Origin of the sequence: Pseudomonas japonica (assembly GCF_013522925.1) — a bacterium.
GTDB lineage: Bacteria > Pseudomonadota > Gammaproteobacteria > Pseudomonadales > Pseudomonadaceae > Aquipseudomonas > Aquipseudomonas japonica_A.
Genome location: NZ_JAAMQU010000035.1, coordinates 1 through 3,233, shown reverse-complemented (window position 1 = coordinate 3,233; position 3,233 = coordinate 1). Strand labels below are relative to the sequence as shown.

2 rRNA genes are annotated in these 3,233 nt (G+C 52.7%); both read left to right on the top strand.

The features are described 5' to 3' along the window. The first annotated feature begins 97 nt into the window (after nucleotides 1–97). A 23S ribosomal RNA gene (locus G7016_RS24720) occupies nucleotides 98–2,985 on the top strand. A gap of 127 nt (nucleotides 2,986–3,112) precedes the next feature. Next, nucleotides 3,113–3,228, top strand: a 5S ribosomal RNA gene (rrf, locus tag G7016_RS24715). Nucleotides 3,229–3,233: the final 5 nt, after the last annotated feature.

Genomic DNA, 3,233 nt, shown 5'->3' with positions numbered 1-3,233 from the left:
GTGTTCAGGCTAAGGTAAAATTTGTGAGTTGAATCGCGAATTTTCGGCGAATGTTGTCTTCACCACCGTACGATCCCGAGATTGCTTGGGGTTATATGGTCAAGTGAATAAGCGCATACGGTGGATGCCTTGGCAGTCAGAGGCGATGAAAGACGTGGTAGCCTGCGATAAGCTTCGGGGAGTCGGCAAACAGACTTTGATCCGGAGATCTCTGAATGGGGGAACCCACTCAGCACAAGCTGAGTATCTTGTACTGAATCCATAGGTGCAAGAGGCGAACCAGGGGAACTGAAACATCTAAGTACCCTGAGGAAAAGAAATCAACCGAGATTCCCTTAGTAGTGGCGAGCGAACGGGGACCAGCCCTTAAGTTGGTTTGAGATTAGCGGAACGCTCTGGAAAGTGCGGCCATAGTGGGTGATAGCCCTGTACGCGAAAATCTCTTGTCAATGAAATCGAGTAGGACGGAGCACGAGAAACTTTGTCTGAACATGGGGGGACCATCCTCCAAGGCTAAATACTACTGACTGACCGATAGTGAACCAGTACCGTGAGGGAAAGGCGAAAAGAACCCCGGAGAGGGGAGTGAAATAGATCCTGAAACCGTATGCGTACAAGCAGTGGGAGCAGACTTGTTCTGTGACTGCGTACCTTTTGTATAATGGGTCAGCGACTTATATTCAGTGGCGAGCTTAACCGAATAGGGGAGGCGTAGCGAAAGCGAGTCTTAATAGGGCGTTTAGTCGCTGGGTATAGACCCGAAACCGGGCGATCTATCCATGGGCAGGTTGAAGGTTAGGTAACACTGACTGGAGGACCGAACCGACTACCGTTGAAAAGTTAGCGGATGACCTGTGGATCGGAGTGAAAGGCTAATCAAGCTCGGAGATAGCTGGTTCTCCTCGAAAGCTATTTAGGTAGCGCCTCATGTATCACTGTAGGGGGTAGAGCACTGTTTCGGCTAGGGGGTCATCCCGACTTACCAAACCGATGCAAACTCCGAATACCTACAAGTGCCGAGCATGGGAGACACACGGCGGGTGCTAACGTCCGTCGTGAAAAGGGAAACAACCCAGACCGTCAGCTAAGGTCCCAAAGTTATGGTTAAGTGGGAAACGATGTGGGAAGGCTTAGACAGCTAGGAGGTTGGCTTAGAAGCAGCCACCCTTTAAAGAAAGCGTAATAGCTCACTAGTCGAGTCGGCCTGCGCGGAAGATGTAACGGGGCTCAAACCATACACCGAAGCTACGGGTGTCACGCAAGTGACGCGGTAGAGGAGCGTTCTGTAAGCCTGTGAAGGTCAGTTGAGAAGCTGGCTGGAGGTATCAGAAGTGCGAATGCTGACATGAGTAACGACAATGCGAGTGAAAAACTCGCACGCCGAAAAACCAAGGTTTCCTGCGCAACGTTAATCGACGCAGGGTTAGTCGGTCCCTAAGGCGAGGCTGAAAAGCGTAGTCGATGGAAAACAGGTTAATATTCCTGTACTTCTGGTTACTGCGATGGAGGGACGGAGAAGGCTAGGCCAGCCTGGCGTTGGTTGTCCAGGTTTAAGGTGGTAGGCTGGGATCTTAGGTAAATCCGGGATCCCTAGGCCGAGAGCTGATGACGAGTGCCCTCGGGCATGAAGTGGTCGATGCCATGCTTCCAGGAAAAGCTTCTAAGCTTCAGGTAACCAGGAACCGTACCCCAAACCGACACAGGTGGTTGGGTAGAGAATACCAAGGCGCTTGAGAGAACTCGGGTGAAGGAACTAGGCAAAATGGCACCGTAACTTCGGGAGAAGGTGCGCCGGCGAAGGTGAAGGGCTTGCCCCGTAAGCTTTTGCCGGTCGAAGATACCAGGCCGCTGCGACTGTTTATTAAAAACACAGCACTCTGCAAACACGAAAGTGGACGTATAGGGTGTGACGCCTGCCCGGTGCCGGAAGGTTAATTGATGGGGTTAGCGCAAGCGAAGCTCTTGATCGAAGCCCCGGTAAACGGCGGCCGTAACTATAACGGTCCTAAGGTAGCGAAATTCCTTGTCGGGTAAGTTCCGACCTGCACGAATGGCGTAACGATGGCGGCGCTGTCTCCACCCGAGACTCAGTGAAATTGAAATCGCTGTGAAGATGCAGTGTATCCGCGGCTAGACGGAAAGACCCCGTGAACCTTTACTATAGCTTTGCACTGGACTTTGAGCTTGCTTGTGTAGGATAGGTGGGAGGCTATGAAGCGTGGACGCCAGTCTGCGTGGAGCCATCCTTGAAATACCACCCTGGCAACCTTGAGGTTCTAACTCAGGTCCGTTATCCGGATCGAGGACAGTGTATGGTGGGTAGTTTGACTGGGGCGGTCTCCTCCCAAAGAGTAACGGAGGAGTACGAAGGTGCGCTCAGACCGGTCGGAAATCGGTCGTAGAGTATAAAGGCAAAAGCGCGCTTGACTGCGAGACAGACACGTCGAGCAGGTACGAAAGTAGGTCTTAGTGATCCGGTGGTTCTGTATGGAAGGGCCATCGCTCAACGGATAAAAGGTACTCCGGGGATAACAGGCTGATACCGCCCAAGAGTTCATATCGACGGCGGTGTTTGGCACCTCGATGTCGGCTCATCACATCCTGGGGCTGAAGCCGGTCCCAAGGGTATGGCTGTTCGCCATTTAAAGTGGTACGCGAGCTGGGTTTAGAACGTCGTGAGACAGTTCGGTCCCTATCTGCCGTGGACGTTTGAGATTTGAGAGGGGCTGCTCCTAGTACGAGAGGACCGGAGTGGACGAACCTCTGGTGTTCCGGTTGTCACGCCAGTGGCATTGCCGGGTAGCTATGTTCGGAAGAGATAACCGCTGAAAGCATCTAAGCGGGAAACTTGCCTCAAGATGAGATCTCACTGGAGCCTTGAGCTCCCTGAAGGGCCGTCGAAGACTACGACGTTGATAGGTGGGGTGTGTAAGCGCTGTGAGGCGTTGAGCTAACCCATACTAATTGCCCGTGAGGCTTGACCATATAACACCCAAGCAATCTGTGCAGCACACAGAGCGCGGCGGTGAAGACACACCGAAAATTGGCGACATCACAAACCATCACATACCCAGATTCGCGACCACGTGCAAACGGGGCCGCTACCGAATTTCTTGACGACCATAGAGCATTGGAACCACCTGATCCCATCCCGAACTCAGCAGTGAAACGATGCATCGCCGATGGTAGTGTGGGGTTTCCCCATGTGAGAGTAGGTCATCGTCAAGATTCAA